This is a genomic window from Streptomyces sp. NPDC059534 (assembly GCF_042743475.1).
Lineage (GTDB): Bacteria > Actinomycetota > Actinomycetes > Streptomycetales > Streptomycetaceae > Streptomyces.
Genome location: NZ_JBHWAQ010000019.1, coordinates 59,955 through 75,372, shown reverse-complemented (window position 1 = coordinate 75,372; position 15,418 = coordinate 59,955). Strand labels below are relative to the sequence as shown.

The 15,418-nt window shown below is 70.3% G+C and carries 28 protein-coding genes; 20 read left to right on the top strand and 8 right to left on the bottom strand.

Features of this window, described 5'->3' with window-relative positions:
* Positions 1-124: 124 nt before the first annotated feature.
* The 5 genes from ACFVZH_RS22750 to ACFVZH_RS22730 are packed head-to-tail and all read right to left on the bottom strand — an operon-like array spanning position 125 to position 2,742.
* Positions 125-826: a DUF6230 family protein gene (locus ACFVZH_RS22750; RefSeq protein WP_384899646.1), complete on the bottom strand. Its 702-nt coding sequence runs from the start codon at positions 824-826 to the stop codon at positions 125-127.
* Complete coding sequence (locus tag ACFVZH_RS22745; protein WP_384899644.1) at positions 823-1,437, bottom strand: hypothetical protein; 615 nt, start codon at positions 1,435-1,437, stop codon at positions 823-825. The genes ACFVZH_RS22750 and ACFVZH_RS22745 overlap by 4 nt, the downstream gene beginning before the upstream one ends.
* Positions 1,434-1,826: a DUF6114 domain-containing protein gene (locus ACFVZH_RS22740; RefSeq protein WP_384899643.1), complete on the bottom strand. Its 393-nt coding sequence runs from the start codon at positions 1,824-1,826 to the stop codon at positions 1,434-1,436. Before ACFVZH_RS22740 ends, ACFVZH_RS22745 begins: the two co-directional genes overlap by 4 nt.
* Positions 1,820-2,596, bottom strand: a complete 777-nt coding sequence (locus tag ACFVZH_RS22735) for a DUF6230 family protein (protein ID WP_384899641.1) — start codon at positions 2,594-2,596, stop codon at positions 1,820-1,822. Before ACFVZH_RS22735 ends, ACFVZH_RS22740 begins: the two co-directional genes overlap by 7 nt.
* Positions 2,593-2,742 carry a hypothetical protein gene (locus ACFVZH_RS22730; protein WP_384899639.1) on the bottom strand — a complete coding sequence of 50 codons (150 nt, stop codon included), beginning with the start codon at positions 2,740-2,742 and terminating at the stop codon, positions 2,593-2,595. Before ACFVZH_RS22730 ends, ACFVZH_RS22735 begins: the two co-directional genes overlap by 4 nt.
* A 62-nt stretch (positions 2,743-2,804) precedes the next feature.
* On the opposite strand from ACFVZH_RS22730, the gene ACFVZH_RS22725 reads away from it, so the two are divergent.
* Positions 2,805-4,442: a recombinase family protein gene (locus tag ACFVZH_RS22725; protein WP_384899637.1), complete on the top strand. Its 1,638-nt coding sequence runs from the start codon at positions 2,805-2,807 to the stop codon at positions 4,440-4,442.
* Positions 4,443-4,535: 93 nt separating this feature from the next.
* On the opposite strand, the gene ACFVZH_RS22720 is transcribed toward ACFVZH_RS22725, so the two are convergent.
* Both ACFVZH_RS22720 and ACFVZH_RS22715 read right to left on the bottom strand, forming a co-directional pair.
* Positions 4,536-4,763 carry a hypothetical protein gene (locus ACFVZH_RS22720; RefSeq protein ID WP_384899635.1) on the bottom strand — a complete coding sequence of 76 codons (228 nt, stop codon included), beginning with the start codon at positions 4,761-4,763 and terminating at the stop codon, positions 4,536-4,538.
* A gap of 96 nt (positions 4,764-4,859) precedes the next feature.
* A complete protein-coding gene (locus ACFVZH_RS22715) occupies positions 4,860-5,111 on the bottom strand; it encodes a hypothetical protein (RefSeq protein WP_384899634.1) in 252 nt (83 codons plus the stop codon).
* Between the two features lie 155 nt (positions 5,112-5,266).
* Here ACFVZH_RS22715 and ACFVZH_RS22710 point away from each other — a divergent pair, with 155 nt between their 5' ends.
* The gene (locus ACFVZH_RS22710; protein WP_384899632.1) at positions 5,267-6,223 is read left to right on the top strand and encodes a LuxR C-terminal-related transcriptional regulator; all 957 of its coding nucleotides are present in this window, start codon (positions 5,267-5,269) and stop codon (positions 6,221-6,223) included.
* A 9-nt stretch (positions 6,224-6,232) separates the two neighbouring features.
* Here ACFVZH_RS22710 and ACFVZH_RS22705 read toward each other — a convergent pair whose 3' ends face one another.
* Positions 6,233-6,646 (bottom strand): helix-turn-helix domain-containing protein, encoded by a 414-nt coding sequence (locus tag ACFVZH_RS22705; protein ID WP_384899630.1) that lies wholly within the window; start codon positions 6,644-6,646, stop codon positions 6,233-6,235.
* 298 nt (positions 6,647-6,944) lie between these two features.
* On the opposite strand from ACFVZH_RS22705, the gene ACFVZH_RS22700 reads away from it, so the two are divergent.
* The 18 genes from ACFVZH_RS22700 (at position 6,945) to ACFVZH_RS22615 (ending at position 15,418) form a co-directional block, all read left to right on the top strand.
* A complete protein-coding gene (locus ACFVZH_RS22700; RefSeq protein WP_384899628.1) occupies positions 6,945-7,220 on the top strand; it encodes an XRE family transcriptional regulator in 276 nt (91 codons plus the stop codon).
* The gene (locus ACFVZH_RS22695; protein ID WP_384899626.1) at positions 7,217-7,411 is read left to right on the top strand and encodes a hypothetical protein; all 195 of its coding nucleotides are present in this window, start codon (positions 7,217-7,219) and stop codon (positions 7,409-7,411) included. Before ACFVZH_RS22700 ends, ACFVZH_RS22695 begins: the two co-directional genes overlap by 4 nt.
* Positions 7,412-7,490: 79 nt before the next feature.
* Positions 7,491-7,982 carry a hypothetical protein gene (locus ACFVZH_RS22690; RefSeq protein ID WP_384899624.1) on the top strand — a complete coding sequence of 164 codons (492 nt, stop codon included), beginning with the start codon at positions 7,491-7,493 and terminating at the stop codon, positions 7,980-7,982.
* Positions 7,979-8,617, top strand: a complete 639-nt coding sequence (locus ACFVZH_RS22685; protein ID WP_384899622.1) for a hypothetical protein — start codon at positions 7,979-7,981, stop codon at positions 8,615-8,617. Before ACFVZH_RS22690 ends, ACFVZH_RS22685 begins: the two co-directional genes overlap by 4 nt.
* Positions 8,614-9,009: a hypothetical protein gene (locus tag ACFVZH_RS22680; RefSeq protein WP_384899620.1), complete on the top strand. Its 396-nt coding sequence runs from the start codon at positions 8,614-8,616 to the stop codon at positions 9,007-9,009. The genes ACFVZH_RS22685 and ACFVZH_RS22680 overlap by 4 nt, the downstream gene beginning before the upstream one ends.
* On the top strand, positions 9,006-9,491 hold the full coding sequence (locus ACFVZH_RS22675) for a hypothetical protein (RefSeq protein ID WP_384899619.1): 486 nt from the start codon (positions 9,006-9,008) through the stop codon (positions 9,489-9,491). The genes ACFVZH_RS22680 and ACFVZH_RS22675 overlap by 4 nt, the downstream gene beginning before the upstream one ends.
* Entirely contained in the window at positions 9,488-9,781 is a 294-nt protein-coding gene (locus ACFVZH_RS22670; RefSeq protein WP_384899617.1) for a hypothetical protein, read from the top strand. The genes ACFVZH_RS22675 and ACFVZH_RS22670 overlap by 4 nt, the downstream gene beginning before the upstream one ends.
* A complete protein-coding gene (locus ACFVZH_RS22665) occupies positions 9,774-10,022 on the top strand; it encodes a hypothetical protein (RefSeq protein WP_384899615.1) in 249 nt (82 codons plus the stop codon). The genes ACFVZH_RS22670 and ACFVZH_RS22665 overlap by 8 nt, the downstream gene beginning before the upstream one ends.
* A complete protein-coding gene (locus ACFVZH_RS22660; RefSeq protein WP_384899613.1) occupies positions 10,019-10,543 on the top strand; it encodes a hypothetical protein in 525 nt (174 codons plus the stop codon). The genes ACFVZH_RS22665 and ACFVZH_RS22660 overlap by 4 nt, the downstream gene beginning before the upstream one ends.
* Positions 10,543-11,436, top strand: a complete 894-nt coding sequence (locus ACFVZH_RS22655; protein ID WP_384899611.1) for a PD-(D/E)XK nuclease-like domain-containing protein — start codon at positions 10,543-10,545, stop codon at positions 11,434-11,436. Before ACFVZH_RS22660 ends, ACFVZH_RS22655 begins: the two co-directional genes overlap by 1 nt.
* Complete coding sequence (locus ACFVZH_RS22650; protein ID WP_384899609.1) at positions 11,433-12,335, top strand: hypothetical protein; 903 nt, start codon at positions 11,433-11,435, stop codon at positions 12,333-12,335. The genes ACFVZH_RS22655 and ACFVZH_RS22650 overlap by 4 nt, the downstream gene beginning before the upstream one ends.
* The gene (locus ACFVZH_RS22645) at positions 12,332-13,159 is read left to right on the top strand and encodes an exonuclease domain-containing protein (RefSeq protein ID WP_384899607.1); all 828 of its coding nucleotides are present in this window, start codon (positions 12,332-12,334) and stop codon (positions 13,157-13,159) included. The genes ACFVZH_RS22650 and ACFVZH_RS22645 overlap by 4 nt, the downstream gene beginning before the upstream one ends.
* Complete coding sequence (locus ACFVZH_RS22640) at positions 13,159-13,500, top strand: hypothetical protein (protein WP_384899605.1); 342 nt, start codon at positions 13,159-13,161, stop codon at positions 13,498-13,500. Before ACFVZH_RS22645 ends, ACFVZH_RS22640 begins: the two co-directional genes overlap by 1 nt.
* Positions 13,497-14,114, top strand: a complete 618-nt coding sequence (locus ACFVZH_RS22635; protein ID WP_384899603.1) for a hypothetical protein — start codon at positions 13,497-13,499, stop codon at positions 14,112-14,114. Before ACFVZH_RS22640 ends, ACFVZH_RS22635 begins: the two co-directional genes overlap by 4 nt.
* Entirely contained in the window at positions 14,111-14,530 is a 420-nt protein-coding gene (locus ACFVZH_RS22630; protein WP_384899601.1) for a hypothetical protein, read from the top strand. The genes ACFVZH_RS22635 and ACFVZH_RS22630 overlap by 4 nt, the downstream gene beginning before the upstream one ends.
* Entirely contained in the window at positions 14,527-14,826 is a 300-nt protein-coding gene (locus ACFVZH_RS22625) for a WhiB family transcriptional regulator (RefSeq protein WP_384899599.1), read from the top strand. The genes ACFVZH_RS22630 and ACFVZH_RS22625 overlap by 4 nt, the downstream gene beginning before the upstream one ends.
* Positions 14,823-15,044 carry a hypothetical protein gene (locus ACFVZH_RS22620; protein WP_384899597.1) on the top strand — a complete coding sequence of 74 codons (222 nt, stop codon included), beginning with the start codon at positions 14,823-14,825 and terminating at the stop codon, positions 15,042-15,044. Before ACFVZH_RS22625 ends, ACFVZH_RS22620 begins: the two co-directional genes overlap by 4 nt.
* On the top strand, positions 15,041-15,418 hold the full coding sequence (locus ACFVZH_RS22615) for a hypothetical protein (protein WP_384899595.1): 378 nt from the start codon (positions 15,041-15,043) through the stop codon (positions 15,416-15,418). Before ACFVZH_RS22620 ends, ACFVZH_RS22615 begins: the two co-directional genes overlap by 4 nt.

Sequence of the window (15,418 nt, the reverse complement as noted above, 5' to 3'; positions counted from 1 at the left end):
TCCGGACGGGCCCGGTCACCGCGGCTTTCCGGACCAAGCCTTCGGCCGCGGCGGCCCTCGCGGCCGGGTCTTCGGCCGCGGCCCCCGAGGCCCGACGGCCACGAAGGCCGCCGCCGGCACCGCCTCACGGCGTCCCCGGCGTGCCCGTCGGATCGGCCGGGGCCGGGCAGGCGACCGTGCCCGGCCGGACGGCGAGTTTGAGTCTCGGGGTGGTGAGCAGGCCCGGGATCTGGAAGTCCTGGGCCTTGCCGACGATCCGGTCGAACTTGGCGTACCGCGCCTGGATGCCGAACCGGTGCTGCGGGCTGTCCAGGGGGTTGAGAACGTACGCGCCGGTGGCGTCCTTGACGGTCTTCACGTCGGCGCCGTTGACGTTGAGGTCGACGACGCCGTCCATGTCGAGGACTCCCGTGGCGCTGCGCAGGTCGAGGACGGTGTTCTTGGTCCTGATCTCCCAGGAGCCGGGGTTGTCGTCGCCGAGGGTCAGCAGCAGCGTGTACGTGGCTCCCGCGATCTCCTGCCGCTGACTCAGGCACAGGCCGTTGAGCATGCCGTCGGCGAAGCCCATGCGGAGCACGCGTACGGTCCCGGTGGTGCCGTCGGGCCGTACGACGGTCTGGTCGACGACCGCGGCGCCGTACTGGGTTCCGTACAGGCTGCTGGTGGTGAAGTCGACCGGCCGGTCCTGGATCCGGAGGCCGACGGCCAGCGCGCCGGTGGCCATGGCGGAGCCGATGCCGGCGGCGGCCGCGAGCGCCGGCACGGCGACGGCGAGGGAGCGGCGCCAGTGCGTGCGCCCCTCCACGGGACGGTGGCCGGGGCTCACGGGACGGTCACCGTGATGGTCCCGGGCAGGTGCACGGGGTTGTCGGTGGAGTCGAGGGCCGCGTGGTCGTCGACCGTGCGGATCGCGTAGATGTCGCCGACGAAGTCCTCGGCCCCGGCGGTGAGCGGGATGAAGGAGCCGAAGAAGTCGAGCAGGCCCTGCACTCCGCAGATCTTGACGAGGACCCGGACGCAGACGTTGGTGATGCTCCCCCACATGGTGGTCGTCTCGGGCTTCCCCGCGCTGTCGTATCCGCCGAGGGAGCCCTCCCCGGGCACGTCGATGGTGACGGTGTGACCGGCCGCCCGCTGGGTGACGTTCATGTGCGAGCGGATCTTGAGCTTAGTGAAGGTGTACTGGGTCGTGGTCCGCGTCGTGCCGTCGGAGAGCCGGATCGTGACGTTCTTGTCCACGGTCATCGAGACGGCGACCATGCTGGAGATCGTGACGTGCAGGGGGTCGGGGGCCGGCAGGAAGGGCACGCCCAGCGGCTCGGGGGCGGCGGTCGGCCCGGTGGCGCTGCTCGGCTGCCCGGACCAGACGGCGGTGACGACCGCGAGCAGCAGGGCGGCCGGCACCGCCAGCGCCTTGTGCCGGGCCCGGCGCGTCACCCCTCCACCGCCTCGCGTGCCCGGCGGGGGCGCTTGGCGCCCCAGCCGACCGTCATCGAACCGCCGAGGACTCCGAGCGCCATGCCGAGGAGGAACCCGCCGAGGTTGGAGACGACCAGCGAGACGACCGCCAGCACCGCGCCGATCAGCCCGAAGGTGTACCGCTGGGCGGGCAGCGCGATCGGCACGAGCCCGCAGAGGATCATCCCGCCGCCGACGAGGTACCCGGCCACTCCCCCGAATCCCGTGCTCACGATCAGCTGAAGCGAGCTGAGGGAGAACTTGAGGACGGTCCAGCCCCCCGCGATCAGCCACACTCCGCCCCAGAACGGCCGGGTACGGCGGAAGGCGCGGAACCAGGCGTACGCGGCCTTCGTCCGGCTCAGCATGTGGTGGCCGATCCCGCGACGACCCTGATCCTGAGGTCCGGCAGGACGAGCGCCCCGGCCATCTCGGCGTCGTACGCGGTGGCGTTCAGGCCGTGGAGCCGGATGGAGCTGCCGCCCTCACCGCCCGCCGAGCCGAGTCCGAACCCGCCGGGCAGGGCGCCCGTGAGGGGCTTGCCGGCCACGGTGACCTGGTCGGCGGACTGGCCGAGGACCGCGTTCTGGAGGGTGGTCGGCCCGTACGCCTGGAGTTCGGTGGCCTGGATGTACAGGTTGGACGCGTCGATGTCGGTGGTGAAGGTGCCCGGCGGAGTGGCCGTCACCTTCTGGCCGCCCGTCAGGAGCAGCGAGTACGGCACTCCGGCGATCGTCTGGTGGACGATGCCGCAGAGTCCGGCGAGCCCGGCGCTCGCGAATCCGACGCGCGCCATGGCCGTGTTGGTGGTCGAGGTGCCGTCCGGCCGCCCGACGGCGGGGGTGTTGACGATGGCTCCGAAACCGGTGCCCTCGACTCCGTTGGAGGTCAGGGTGAACGGCTGTCCGGTGACGCTGAAGTTCGCGGCGAGCGCGCCCTGCGCCAGCGCGGTGCCCAGGGCCCCGACGGCGAGGACCGAGGGGACGAGGGCGAGGGCGCCGCGTCCCCAGCGGGTGCCGCGGCGGGTGCCGTCGGACGCCTCGGCGAGCATCCGGGCGTTCCAGTCGGCGACGGCACGGGGGCCGGCCGTGCGCGCCCGGGCGAGGGACGGGCCGAGGCGGTCTGCCATGCGTGTCATACGGATCCGCTCCCCACCGACACGGGGGGTACGGGCGGTCCGGCGGCCGGCCGCCGCGAGCGGCGGAGCAGGCCGCCGCGCTTCCCGGCGGGCTTCTCGGGCAGCCAGGCGAAGGCCATGGAGCCGCCGAGGACGGAGAGGACCATGCCGACGAAGAGGCCGCCAGGAAAGGGTTCCTAGGGGGGTAGGTCGTGGCTACGCTCGATCCATGCCCGTCGCACCCGAGTACCTCCACCTCGTCTACCCGCACATCGAAACCTGGCACGCCCTGCTCTACGGGCGGGCATCAGTGGATCACACCGGCAAGGGGACATCCGTCGACGACCAGATCAACGACGGACGGTCCGTGTGCGCGGAGTTCAACTGGCCAGTCGCCGACGTCTTTCGAGACGAAGGCATCTCCGCCAGCCGCCATGCGAAGAAGGCCCGGAAGGACTTCGAAGACCTCCTGAAGGCAATCCGGGAGGGCCGGGGCAAGATCGTGGTCGCCTTCGAGGCAAGCCGCTATTACCGGGACCTGGAGCAGTATGTTCGCCTCCGGGCCGCATGCCACGAGGCCGGAGTGCTTCTGTGTTACAACCGCACGGTCTACGACCTGTCCAAGCGCGACGACCGCAAGCTGACGGCGCAGGACGCGCTCCAGGCCGAGGACGAGGCCGAGTCTGCCCGCGAACGGCACCTCCGCACGGCCCGCTTGAATGCCGAGAAGGGCAAGCCGAACGGGCCGGTGCCGTTCGGGTACCGGCGTAAGTACGACCCCGACACCGGCGAGCTGGTCGGCCAGTTCATCCACGACGAGCAGGCGCCGATCGCCCGGGAGTGCTGGGCCAGGGTAGACGCCGGGCACTCCCTTGCCTCCGTCGCACGGTGGCTGAACCAGCAGCCCGCCGCCCAGCGCAAAAGCGGATCGGCGTGGACTGTCATCTACGTCCGGAAGATGCTGCTGAACGAGGCGTATATCGGGCGGCGGCTGCACCGCGGCGTGCACGTCGGCTCGGGAATCTGGCCGGCCTTGCTGGAGGGCCCGGAGGGTGAGGAGCTGTTCAACCGGGTCATGGCACTCCTAAAGGACCACGCCCGAACGACGCGGAAGGACTCGGTGACGGTCCACCTGCTTTCCACGATCGCCCTGTGCGGCGAGTGCGGCGACCACGCGGGCCTGAAGGCACACATGATGCCGAAGAACCGGCCGTACCTGCGGTGCGAGTGGGGGTGGGACACCGCTCTGCGAGAGGACTGGCTGAACGCGTACGTCGAGTCTGCCCTGTTGGAGTGGCTGAAGTCGTCGACCGCGCGGGAGGTTTTCTTCCCGAAGGGGGACGCGAAGGCGAAGGAGCAGGAGGCCCTGTCTAGCCGGCTGACCAAAATGCGGGCCCAGCTGAAGGAGGGGCGGGCGCTGGCAACCGAGTTCGACGAGGAATCGGGTGAGTTCCGGCTTTCTGCAATGGGCCTGGCTGGCCTGGAGAAGAGCCTCATGCCGCTGATCAAGAAGGCCGAGGAGAAGCTCGCTGCGACATCCGCGTCGGTGCCCGCCCATGTCGCTGGCCTCCTTGCCGCCCCGGATCCCTGGGTGGAGTGGTTCGGGGACGAGGAACAGGGTGTCCCCGGGCTCTCCGTCGAGCAGAAGCGGGAGGTCATCCGGAAAACCGTGACCGTGCGGCTTCACCGGGCGTCGCGGCCTGGGGTGAAGAACCTGGAGCCGGGGCGGATCCGGTTGTCGTGGAGGGGCGAGCCGGGGTATCGCGAGCGGGCGATCACGCCTGGGGAGTATGCGCAGATGCAGCAGGCAGAGGCAGATCGGGTGCTTCAGGCGGCTCGTCACCGTGGTGGGCGCTCAAGGGCGTAGGGAGGCGTTCCGTGAGAGGCGATGCGGGGCCTCCATGCGATAGGGCGCAGCGCTGGTCGGCGCTGCGCCCGTTTTGCTGCCTCTCTGGGGACTTCAAGGGAGGCCCGGCTTCTGGAGGTCGCCCCAGACGAGGTGGCCGCTGTCGAGGAAGTGGCCGAGGATGCTGTCGAGGTCGTCGCGGACTCGTTCGGGTGTGGCTTGGGGGTTGAGTAGCAGAGTGAGCCGCCCGTCCTCGCCTACGCCTGCGGCGAGGCCCATTCCCCCGGGGAGCTCGGCCAGTTCGACTTGTACGCTCGCCTGCGGCGCGGTGACGCTGTTCACTCGGCCCCCTGGTTTTGGTGTGGTGATTCTTCTGGAATGTGCTGCGGTGTGGTGCGTGGGGCCGCGCGGCTTGCGCATTCGGGCGGTTGCGGCGATTTAGCCCCAGCCGGTGTCGCGGGCGGTGACGGGGGTCGTGTGGGTGGTCGTGGTCGGGGTGGGGGTGTGTTCGGCGGGTGGGGTGCCCCATCCGGTGTCTGCGACGACGGTCTCGTTCGTGGTCGTGGTGGCGGTTCCTGCGAGGCCGGCGAGGGTGAGGGCGGCGGCTGCGGCGAGGGTGCGGGCGGCGGCTGCGGCGAGGGTGCGGGCGGCGGCTGCGGCGAGGGTGCGGGCGGCGGTTTTCGGTCGCATGGGTGATCCTTCCGTCCGGAGGCCCAAAATCGCACAGTCAAGCGATTGGATCTCACTGTCAGTAGGCTCTCCGATCCCTAGCGCAAGATTCAAGGCGCAGGAGGTTGCGTAAATCGGCAACTGCGGGTATCTGCAAGGATGTGAAGGGAGTCACTATGGGGACGCAAGACGACGAACTCGCCCTCGCCCTCGCGCCCGGGGCCGACGAGACGTACAGCATGATCATTGAGGAGAGGCCGGTCACCGATGACGCACCCGGGCTCAAGCAGCTCCTCACTCTTGGCCTGGTCGCCCAAAACCCGGTACGCCCTGGGTACTACATCGCACTCGACGCCCAGCTGGCCATAGGGCACCTCATGGCCGCCGAGCAAGCCGCCCTCCACCGGACTGCACGCCGCATGGCCGACATCGCGTCGCTCGACCGACTTGCCGCGAAGCACGCCGAGGCCCGCCTCTGGGGAGGCCCCGGAAGCGAGCTACTACCGACGCCGGAGCTCGTAAGCGCCCGGATCGACGAGTCGGTGTCACGGGCAACCACGGAGGTCCTCACGGCACAGCCGGGACCCCGGAAGCGGGCCACCATACAGAGCGTGATGGAAAGAGACACAGGTCTACTGCTCCGCGGCGTACAGATGCGGATCATCTACCACGCCAGCACACGAGCCAATCCGGCGGTGAAGGACTACACCGAGGAGATGCTCGCGTCCGGAGCAGAGATCCGCGTCCTACACGGCCCCTTCCCGCAGATCATCATCATTGACGGCCGCGAAGCCTTCATTCGGAACCTGGCATCCAAGGACCCGGAAGACATGTCCGGCTGGCACGTCAGAGACCTGGCCACGGTCACGTACATGCGGGAGTCATACCTGATCGGCTGGATGCGGGCGGAGGCATGGGAGGGGCCCACCACCCAGAAGGGTTGGCAGACACGCAGACAGCAGGAGATCTTGCAGCTGCTGGCCGCAGGCTTCGAGCTGGGCCAGATCGGCAAGCGACTTAGTGTCAGCGATCGGACGGTCAGCAGCGACCTTGCAGCCATGCGAAGCGCTCTTGGCCTCGACACAACTTTCCAGCTCATGGTCTGGTACGGGAAGCAGCCGCGAAAGAACTGAGGCTTGGACCTACTTCTGGGGCGGCTGAGCCGATGCGTACGCTTCGAGCATGGCCAGAACCCGCTCCTGATCCTCGGGGGGCAGCTCTTCGAATCGGTTGACGAAGGCGCGGGTCTTACTGCTGCCACTCCACCTGGTCGTCACCCCGTGGAACTGGACACCCGCGGCTTCCTGGAGCGTTGCCAGCGGGAGGCTTAGGCCGGCGGCCAGCGCTCTGAGTTCTGGCGCCTTCGGAGCGGTCAGCTCGGGTACGTCTTTCTCCAGCCGATTGATCCACCCGAACTTGATGATGGCGCCGGTCTCCGAGTCGACGCACCGATCCGCCAGCTCGCGCAGGCTCAGCTTCAGCTCCTGGCGGCGTTCGCGTACGACGTCGGACAGGGTCCTGAGCGCGCTCGTGTCCCGGTCGGCCATAGCGATCATCCTGCCACTCCTGGTGGGGGTCTAGGTCGGCGGGTGTCCATGAGACCGGCGGGGCGCCTGGTGCGTTTGCCCAGGTCTGCCCCGCCGATCGTTTTCTCCGCTGAACGCAGTGTCCACGACACCGACCGCTGCCGCCAGTAGGGGCCGGTCACTCCGGACGCATTCCAGCCGCACTGTTCATCGCAATGAACACTCTGTTCTGGGTGATGGACAACATGTTCAAGATGTGCCATGCTCATCTTGTTCAACACAGAGAACAACCTGTTCAACGAGGTGAACCTTGAGCCCTCCGCTCCCCATGCATCGCCTGGTCGACCCAGAGCTCCTGCGCCTGCTCATGCAGCGAACCGGCACCGGCGCCCGCGTCACCATCCGGCAGCTGGGAGCTGCCGCAGGAGTCCCCCACGGCACCATCGGCAACCTCCTCGCGGGACTGCAGGAATCGGTGGCCGGCGAATCCGCATATGCCATCGCTGCGGCACTCGGCGTAGATGTCCTCGTCCTGTGGATCCCCGTCGAACGGGCTGGCGGCGTACAAATCGCCCCCCAGATGGATGAGGCGGATGTCGCATGAGTCGCGGCACAGAGATCCGCGAGGAATACCGGCGACTCCTCGGCGACGCCGTCATGGAGCACATCCGTGCCGAGGTCGCCGCCGCACCGCCGCCGGGCCCTGAGCTCATCGACGAGCTCCGCCGGGTCTTCGCCCGGCCCGCTGGCGAGGTCCCCGCGACCGTCCCGGCTCCCGCCGCACAGGCGGCCTGAACGAAAACGGGGCCGGACGGACCAGGCCCGGTCCGTACACAGCCCCTTCGGATACCCGACCCATGGAATCGGAGCACCCGTGACCACGAACTCTATCTCCCGCCCGCCCCTCGTGGCGCAGCCGCGGGACGGCGGGGAACTCACCTCCCCCACCAACCTCCCCGCCTTCGACCGGCGTCCGGTCCTGGTACTGCTGCCCTCGCCGCGCCCGACGACGGTCCCCACCGTCCTGCTCGGCGCCGCCCGGATCCTCGCGGCGAACGGCCTGTGGCAGGGCGACTACGTCCCGGACACCTTCAACCGCGAGATGTGCATCCCCCACTTCCTGCGCCCGATGAGCATCGTGGCCGCCCTGAAGTGCGCGGCGTCCGGAGACCCCCACCGCGACAGCCCCATCGCCGACCAGGCGATCTCCGCGCTCGCCATGAGCATCGACGACGGCCCGTACTGGGGCGACACCCGGAGCCTGGAGGCGCACGTCGACGAGTGGGGCGACGAGGCCGGCCGGTCGACGGACGAGGCCGTGGCGCTGTTGGAGCGTCTGGCGACGACGTCGGAGCGTGCGGCGTGAACGCGCGGCGTGTGGCGGCGGCCGGCATCGCGGCTGATCTGGAGGCGGCGTGTCTGCTCCAGTCGCCGGATTCGGCGGCCGAACTGGCGGCGCTGCGGGCTCGGATCGCCGAGCTGGAGGCGGAACGGCACTCGACGAACGAGGCACTCGACGACGCGGTCAAGGCGCTGCGGGTGCAGCGGGACCGGGTCGCCGAGCTGGAGGCCGGACTCAACCGGCTCGCCTGCCGGATGCGCCGGGGACAGCACTGGCGGGACGGGCGGGTCGTCTCCGAGCAGACGATCAGCCAACGCGAGATCCGGCACCTGACCGGGCTTCCGCTCACGCCGCCTCCCGAGGACGAGTACCAGTATTGCGGCGCCGACCTGGGCCGCACCGAGTTTCCTTTCACCTGCTACCGGCGCGTGGCCCACAACGGTCCTTGCGCGCCCACCCACGACGCCACCCCGGCCGAGCAGCCGGAGGACGTGTCGCCGCAGGTGGCGAAGCTGCGCGGCATCCTCGCCAGGCAGCGCGCCGCGACGGCCGGCGAACTGGCCGAGCAGCGGCACCTGATGGACCCGCTCGACCACACCCTCGAAGTCCTCGCCCCCCGCAGCACCACCACGATCGAGACCTCCGGGAGCGCCCTGTGAGCACCGAGTCCACCAACCCCGACCTCTCCTTCTCCTCCCGCGCCGACTGGCTCGCCGGATTCCTCCGCGCCGACCGGATCCGTCTCGACACCCTCGTCCAGCTGGTCGCTGGCTGGTCCGAGGCGAACGTCCGCGACGACATCATCGAGGCCCTCGACTACCTCGCGGTCGTCGTCAGCAGCACCCAGGACGAGGGCACCCTGGACGCGGCCGTCGAGATCGTCGAGGACGCCGCCGGCATGGACACGGCGCAGGTCCCGATCGACAAGACGCACGCGATGCGGCTGCACTCCGAGCTGTCGACCGTGGTTGAGCGCCTGATGCGCTTCGGGGCGAGCCGCCGTTCGGTCACGATGCCGCGCCAGCGTGGCGAGATGGGCGGTGCGGCGTGAAGACGACCCACCGCGACAACTGGCGCGTTGTCATCTCGATCAACCCCCAGTACACCCACGTCAACATCAGCGCGCTCGGGTTCACGGGGCTCGACTCCGACCTCAACGGCACCCTGACCGGCGCCCCGTTCGAGCTGACCGTGGCCCCGCGCCGCCTCGGCGACCTCGGTGGCGTCTCGATGGGTGACCGGCTCGTGAGCGACGACGTGGACGGCGACTACCGGCGCCGCTGCGAGGAGATGCTCGCTGCCTTCCTCCGTGAGTCGCACGTCCGCTCGGGCCGGGTGGAGGTCGACGAGGAGCACCGTTGCTCCCACTGCGACCTGCTGTGGGAGGAGCTGAACGCCGAGGAGGCGGCCGACGACTCGACGAACCAGGACGCGCACAGCATCGCGGGCGAGCCCGTGTGCTGCTTCAAGGCGATCGCCGAGTTCCGCACCGAGCGCGGCATCCCGGCCCTGGCCGAAGGCGGTGCCGCGTGAGCGCCCGCACCGAGATCCTCAACGCGCTCCAGCGCTCCGGGTACGACGAGGCGGGGGCCGCGGCCCTACTCGGCCGCGCCGACAAGGAGCCGCGCGACATCGAGCCGGACCCCGACTTCCGCGAGACCCTCGCCGGCGGTCACGCGCTGATCGTCGAGTACGGCGACTGCGAGCTGATCGGCTCGTGCCAGTGCGGCAAGCGCTTCGGGATGACCACGCCGGATGCCTCGCTCGACACCTTCGTGCCGCGCTGGGAGCGGCACTGCATGACGGAGGTGCCCCGTGGCTGACCCGATCATCGCCCGCCGGGACTGGCTGCTCGCCGAGATCCGGCAGCGGGGCGGCACCTGGACCGCGATCCGCGCGGAGGAGGCCCTCCACCGCAGCCCGTGGCCGACGTCCGGCCGGAACACCGCGCGGAAGGACCTGCGGGCGCTGGCCGCCCGCGGGGCCCTCACCGCCAAGGACGACGCGGACACCCGCCGCCGCTCGTACAAGCCGAAGATGCTGAACCTGAGGAGCGCCGCATGATGACGTCCGCGCAGGCTGGGGCCGCTCAGGCCCCGGCCGCCGGCCGCCTCGGTAAGGCGTCCGGCGAATGCAGCAGCCGCCGCAACCACCTTCTCGCCGTCCTGCGGAACCACGACGGCGGGCCGGTCACCACCAAGCTGGCACTGGCCATCTACGCCCAGTCCAGCGCATGGGCCACGGTCGGCAGGAACACCGCGCGCCGTGACCTCCGCGACCTCGCCCGGCGCACCTACCTCGTACCCGCCGAGCACCACGGAGCCCGCTCCTACACGCTCGGCAGCGACCCGAACCCCGCCCACCCGGCGCGCGGTGTCCGCAAGTTGGTCTTGGCGGCGATCCAGGCCGAAGGCGGCGAGTGGACCACCGGCCGCGTCAAGCGGACATGGCGCCAGTTCACCGGCACGCACGTCCTGCGCATGAGTGTCCGCCGCTTCCTCGCCGGTCTGCACCGCGACGGCTACCTCGAGCGCCACGACGACACCCCGCACCGCTTCTACACCGTCAGGAAGGACCACTCCTGATGACCACGACCATCCACGCCCCAGCCACCACCTCGGCCGACGGCCCGGCCCCCATCACCGAGCCCGGCATCTACGGCACCCTCAGCAACGACGAGTACCACGCCCAGCGCGACAGCCTCTCGTCGAGCGGGGCGAGGAAGCTCCTCCTCCCGTCCTGCCCGGCCGTCTTCCGGTACGAGCAGGACCACCCGCAGCCGCCGAAGAAGGTCTTCGACCTCGGCAACGCCGCTCACAAGCTGGTCCTCGGCAACGGCCCCGACCTCGTGGAGATCGAGGCCGAGGAGTGGCGGACGAACGCGGTGAAGGCCGACGTCGCCGCTGTCCGGGCCGCGGGGAACATCCCGCTCAAGCCCAGCGAGTACCAGCAGGTGCACGCGATGGCGGACGCGCTGCGCCGCCACCCGGTCGCGTCCCTGCTGTTCGAGCCGGGCCGCGGAATGCCGGAGCAGTCCCTGTTCTGGCGTGACGAGCGCACCGGCGTCATGCGCCGGGCCCGTCTCGACTGGCTGCCGGACCCCCGGGCCGGACGGCTGATCATCCCGGACTACAAGACGTGCCGCTCGGCCAACCCCGAGCAGCTTGCGAAGGCCGTGGACGAGTTCGGCTACCACCAGCAGGACGACTGGTACCGCGCCGGCGCGAGGGCCCTGGGCCTCGCCGACGACGACGCCGCGTTCGTCTTCGTCTGCCAGGAGAAGACCGCCCCGTACGTGGTCACGGTCGTCGAGATGGACGCCAGCGCCCGACGTCTCGGCGCCGCACGCAACCGACGGGCGCTGGAGCGCTTCGCCGAGTGCACCTCCACCGGCTACTGGCCCGGCTACAGCGACGAAATCGCCTACCTGTCCCTTCCCCCGTGGGCTGAGATCCGCGACACCCAGGAGTACCTGTGAACTACCCGGCAGAGCAGTCCTACGCCCCCGTCCCGGCCCCGGCACCCACGTTCATCGGACAGGGCACGGCCGTCGAGCAGTCCCGCGCGGTCGCCGAGGTCCAGGCCGCCGTCATCGTGGCCCGCCAGTTCCCCCGCAACGAGCCCCTCGCGCTCCAGAAGATGCGGACCGCGTTCTCCCAGCACAGCCTCGCCGTCCGGTCGTTCTTCCGCTTCAGCCGCGGCGGGTCCAACGTGTCCGGCGAGACCATCCAGTTCGCCAAGGAACTCGCCCGCTGCTGGGGCAACATCCACCACGGCGTCCACGAGCTGCGCCGCGACGACGAGGCCGGCGAGTCCGAGATGCAGGCGTGGGCCTGGGACCTGGAGACCAACGAGCGCGCGAGCACCACGTTCATCGTCCCCCACGCCCGCTGGACGAAGAGCAACGGCTCCAGCCGCCTGGAGGACCCCCGCGACGTCTACGAGAACAACTCCAACAACGGAGCCCGCCGCCTCAGGGAAATGATCTTCACCGTGCTCCCGGACTGGTACCGGGAGCAGGCGAAGGCCATCGCGACGAACACCCTGGAGAACGGCGCCGGAGACAAGCCGCGCTCGCAGCGGATCGCGGACGCCGTCGCTCACTTCGAGAGCATGGGCGTCACCGTCGACCAGCTGGAGGAGAACCGCGGCCGGGCGAGCGACAAGTGGACCAACCTGGACCTCGGCCAGCTCCAGATCATCGCCGAGTCGCTGCGGCGGGGCGAGGTCACCGTGGACGAGGAGTTCCCGCAGCAGCGCGTGACCGTCTCCGAGATCCAGCAGCAGGCCAGCGCTCCGGCCCCGGCGGATGCCTCGACGGCCCAGAAGGCGGAGTGGCCCAAGACGGCCAAGCCGGGCCAGGGGGCGGCCTCGTGACCTGGCACCTCGGCCGCATGGCCGCGCTCGACTTCGAGTCCAGCGACAAGCACCACGACACCGCCCGCATCGTCACCTGCGCCCTCATCCTCATCAGCGGCGGCCTCGCCACCGACACCCGGACCTGGCTCCTCAACCCCGGCATCCCCATGGAGCCTGAAGCCATCAAGGTGCACGGCATCACCGACGAGCACGCCGCCGAGCACGGCCAACCCGCCGCCGAGGGCGTCCTGGAGATCGTCACCGCACTGTCCGAGGTCGTCGCCGCCGGCGTCCCGATCGTGGGCCACAACATCGGCCGCTACGACCTCAACCTCCTCTCCGCCGAGTCCGAGCGGCACCTCGGCGGCCCGCTCACCGACACCATCCCGGACTGCGCCCAGCGGATGCGGGTCATCGACACCATGACCCTCGACCGGCAGGCCGCCCCCTACCGCCGACGCGTGTCCGAGGAACAGGGCGCCTACCAGATGCGGACCACGGCCGAGACGTACGGCCTGAAGTGGGACGAGGAGCAGGCGCACAGCGCCGAGTACGACGCGCTGATGTCGGCCCGCGCCGCCTGGCACATGGGCAACATCGCCCACCTCCCCCACAGCGACAGGCCCGACTGGGTCCGCGGCCTGCGCACCCAGCACTTCGGGTCCCTCGCAGTCGACCTCGACGAGCTGCACACCCGGCAGGTCGCGTGGGCCCGATCGCACGCCGAGCGGTTCCAGGCGTACCTGCGGGACCCGGCGAAGTCCGGCGACAAGCACGACCCGGCTGCGGTCATCGACCCGCACTGGCCCCTCATCCCCGCTCAGCAGGCAGGAGACCGTTGATGCTTCCCACCAACCGCAGGCTCCAGCGCGCGCAGGACGCCATCGTCGCCAAGAACGCCCGCATCCGGGAACTGGAGGAGCAGCTCGACACCCAGCACCGCCTCCGGCAGGCGGACTCCCGGCCGAACACTGCCCTGCTCACCGACATGGAGCAGCAGCTCCAGCGGCAGGCCCGGACGATCACCCAGCTCCGCGCGGGTGTGGTGGACGACGCGCAGACCGCCGAGCTCCGGCGTCAGCTCAGCCTCGCTCAGCGCACGATCCGCGAGCTGGGCAGCCGTGTGGAGGACCTCCAGGCCGCGAACTCCGGCATCCCGCAGCTGCGTGAGGTGAACGCGTGACCACCACCGAGACCCCCGCGGCCGGGATGACCCGCCTCCCGGCCGCGGGCACCAAGCCCCTCGTCATCGGCCTCGACGTTGCCATGGGCACCACTGGAGTCGCCGGCGAGGGCTGGACGGACCACGTTCACGCGACGGGCCGGAGCCAGCACGGCCGGTTCTCCCAGCAGCTCACCGGCATCGCCTCGTTCGTTCGCTCCGCCGACTTCGTCATCATCGAGGGCGCCGCGTTCTCGAAGAACAACCAGGGCGCGGACGCCCTGTCGGCGATGCGATGGATGGTCCGCCACGACCTGTGGAAGCGCGACATCCCGTACGCCGTCGTGAACCCGGACCAGCGGATCATCTACGCGGTCGGGACCGCTGCCCCGAAGGGCGAGGACGGGGCTCGGCTGCGCGGCGATCCGCTCAAGGCCGTGGTTCGCGACGCTGTCCGTGAGCGGTACGGCGTCGAGTGCGAGGGGCGGCACAAGTACGACGAGGCCGACGCCTACGTCCTCCTCGCGATGGGCCTGCACCACCTCGGGCACCCGCTCGCCGAAGTCCCGCCGTCGCACTCCCGGGCCCTTGACTCGATCACCTGGCCGGAGTTGACGCTGGGGGTGGCGGCATGAAGATCCGCCAGGACATCGCCGACATGCTCCGCGCCGGACACTCCCAGGCCGCGATCGAAAAGGCCCTCCACGTCGACCACCGGACCGTCAGTGCCGCGCGCGTCGCCCTCGGACTCCCTCCGCGCAAGCCCGGCACCAAGCCCGAGACGGTCGAGGAGACCTTCGCGCGCCGCACCCGCGAGGAAGACGGCCACCTCATCTGGCTCGGCCACGACTACGCGATCAGCACCATCGAGGGCGCCTCGTACAGCGCGGCCCGCTGGAGTTTCCAGCAGCACCACGGCCGGCCCCCGGTCGGCAAGGTCTTCCCCGGGTGCGGCGTGAAGCGCTGCGTCCACCCCTGCCACGTCGAGGACCAGCCGATGCGCCAGGCACTCAAGGCCCAGCTCGCCAGGATCTTCGGGAGCACCGCATGAGCGAGACCCGCGGAGTCAGCACGGCGCAGTCCATCAACTGGCGCGCGCTCGCCGCCTGCCAGGCAGTCGACCCTGACGCCATGTTCCCCGACCCAGGGGACAAGGCAGGCACCGCCTACGCCAAGGACGTGTGCAACCGATGCCCGGTTGTGCAGAGCTGCTTGGACGACGCCATGGCTGCCGAAGGCGGTAAGCGTCAGGACAACCGCTACGGCGTCCAAGGGAGCCTCACCCCAGCCCAGCGGTACCACCTTCACCACCGCTACCGCATGAGGGACCGGGCGTCGGCCGTATGACCGGCTCCCGCCAGCAGGTCACCGGCGCCCTGTTCATCGACTGCGGCAAGCAACTGAAGAACGGCACCTGGGCCCAGCCGCCCCGCGCTCGCTACGAGTGCCTCACCTGCCGCACCACCGAGGGCCCCGTCGTCGGCGCCGCCGCCGTCACCGCCTTCGTCCAGACCATCCGAGCACGACACCAGCACCACCCCAGCCAAGGAGCACAAGCAGCATGACCGCGACCCAGCCCGAGACCCACACCGACGAGCAGCCGGCCACCGCGCCCGTCGCCGCGTTCCTCGCCTCCCACCTCTCCGGCCGCACCGACGAGGAGCTGTCCCGCGAGTTCCACGCCCTGCTCGACGCCGTCCGCGCCCACGGCAAGAAGGGCTCCCTCACGATCACGATCGTGGTCGACCCGCCGGCCAACGGCGTCGAGAGCGCGCCGATGCCGATCGGCGTCGAGTCGGTCGTGAAGGCCCCGAAGCCGACCCCGGTGAAGAACCTCTACTTCCTCGACGCCGACGGGCAGCCCGTCCGCGAGGACCCCCGCCAGATGCAGATCGACTTCCGGTCCGCCCCCGCCGCCACGACCTTCAAGGACGCCTGA

Coding starts and splice junctions, on each gene's coding strand:
- ACFVZH_RS22615 (WP_384899595.1), top strand. CDS start 15,041: ATGACCGCGACCCAGCCCGAGACCCACACCGACGAGCAGCCGGCCACC.
- ACFVZH_RS22625 (WP_384899599.1), top strand. CDS start 14,527: ATGAGCGAGACCCGCGGAGTCAGCACGGCGCAGTCCATCAACTGGCGC.
- ACFVZH_RS22725 (WP_384899637.1), top strand. CDS start 2,805: ATGCCCGTCGCACCCGAGTACCTCCACCTCGTCTACCCGCACATCGAA.
- ACFVZH_RS22620 (WP_384899597.1), top strand. CDS start 14,823: ATGACCGGCTCCCGCCAGCAGGTCACCGGCGCCCTGTTCATCGACTGC.
- ACFVZH_RS22700 (WP_384899628.1), top strand. CDS start 6,945: ATGCATCGCCTGGTCGACCCAGAGCTCCTGCGCCTGCTCATGCAGCGA.
- ACFVZH_RS22715 (WP_384899634.1), bottom strand. CDS start 5,111: ATGCGACCGAAAACCGCCGCCCGCACCCTCGCCGCAGCCGCCGCCCGC.
- ACFVZH_RS22630 (WP_384899601.1), top strand. CDS start 14,111: ATGAAGATCCGCCAGGACATCGCCGACATGCTCCGCGCCGGACACTCC.
- ACFVZH_RS22640 (WP_384899605.1), top strand. CDS start 13,159: ATGCTTCCCACCAACCGCAGGCTCCAGCGCGCGCAGGACGCCATCGTC.
- ACFVZH_RS22660 (WP_384899613.1), top strand. CDS start 10,019: ATGATGACGTCCGCGCAGGCTGGGGCCGCTCAGGCCCCGGCCGCCGGC.
- ACFVZH_RS22705 (WP_384899630.1), bottom strand. CDS start 6,646: ATGATCGCTATGGCCGACCGGGACACGAGCGCGCTCAGGACCCTGTCC.
- ACFVZH_RS22710 (WP_384899632.1), top strand. CDS start 5,267: ATGGGGACGCAAGACGACGAACTCGCCCTCGCCCTCGCGCCCGGGGCC.
- ACFVZH_RS22740 (WP_384899643.1), bottom strand. CDS start 1,826: ATGCTGAGCCGGACGAAGGCCGCGTACGCCTGGTTCCGCGCCTTCCGC.
- ACFVZH_RS22735 (WP_384899641.1), bottom strand. CDS start 2,596: ATGACACGCATGGCAGACCGCCTCGGCCCGTCCCTCGCCCGGGCGCGC.
- ACFVZH_RS22695 (WP_384899626.1), top strand. CDS start 7,217: ATGAGTCGCGGCACAGAGATCCGCGAGGAATACCGGCGACTCCTCGGC.
- ACFVZH_RS22655 (WP_384899611.1), top strand. CDS start 10,543: ATGACCACGACCATCCACGCCCCAGCCACCACCTCGGCCGACGGCCCG.
- ACFVZH_RS22730 (WP_384899639.1), bottom strand. CDS start 2,742: ATGGTCCTCTCCGTCCTCGGCGGCTCCATGGCCTTCGCCTGGCTGCCC.